Genomic DNA, 412 nt, shown 5'->3' with positions numbered 1-412 from the left:
GGACAATGTCGTGCTGATGCCGCTGCATGCCTATCAGCGCCGCATCGCCGGCAACCGCGACATCGACAACATCTACATCGCCGCCGACGACCGCACGCCGACCAGCGAGTTGCAGCCGCGCGTCGAGGACATCTTGCGAGACGCGCGCCGCATCACGCCCGACCGCGAGAGCGATTTCGCCATCCGCGACATGACCCAGATCGCCGACGCCATGGCCAGCGCCACAACCACCATGACCGGCATGCTGGGCGCGGTGGCCGGCGTCAGCCTTTTGGTCGGCGGCATCGGCATCATGAACATCATGCTGGTGTCGGTCACCGAACGCACCCGCGAGATCGGCATCAGGCTGGCCATCGGCGCGCATGAAAAGCACATCCTCATCCAGTTCCTGGTCGAGGCCACGGTGCTGTCG

The 412-nt window shown here is 65.5% G+C and carries 1 protein-coding gene; it reads left to right on the top strand.

What is annotated here, in order from left to right:
- Positions 1–412: ABC transporter permease (locus EN939_RS37745; protein ID WP_127272174.1), on the top strand; the 412-nt coding region annotated here is incomplete at both ends.

The sequence above is a fragment of the Mesorhizobium sp. M7A.F.Ca.CA.002.05.1.1 genome, assembly GCF_003998335.1.
Taxonomy (GTDB): Bacteria; Pseudomonadota; Alphaproteobacteria; order Rhizobiales; family Rhizobiaceae; genus Mesorhizobium.
Note: the sequence above shows the minus strand (reverse complement) of the source record. Positions and strands in the feature narration are given on the sequence as shown.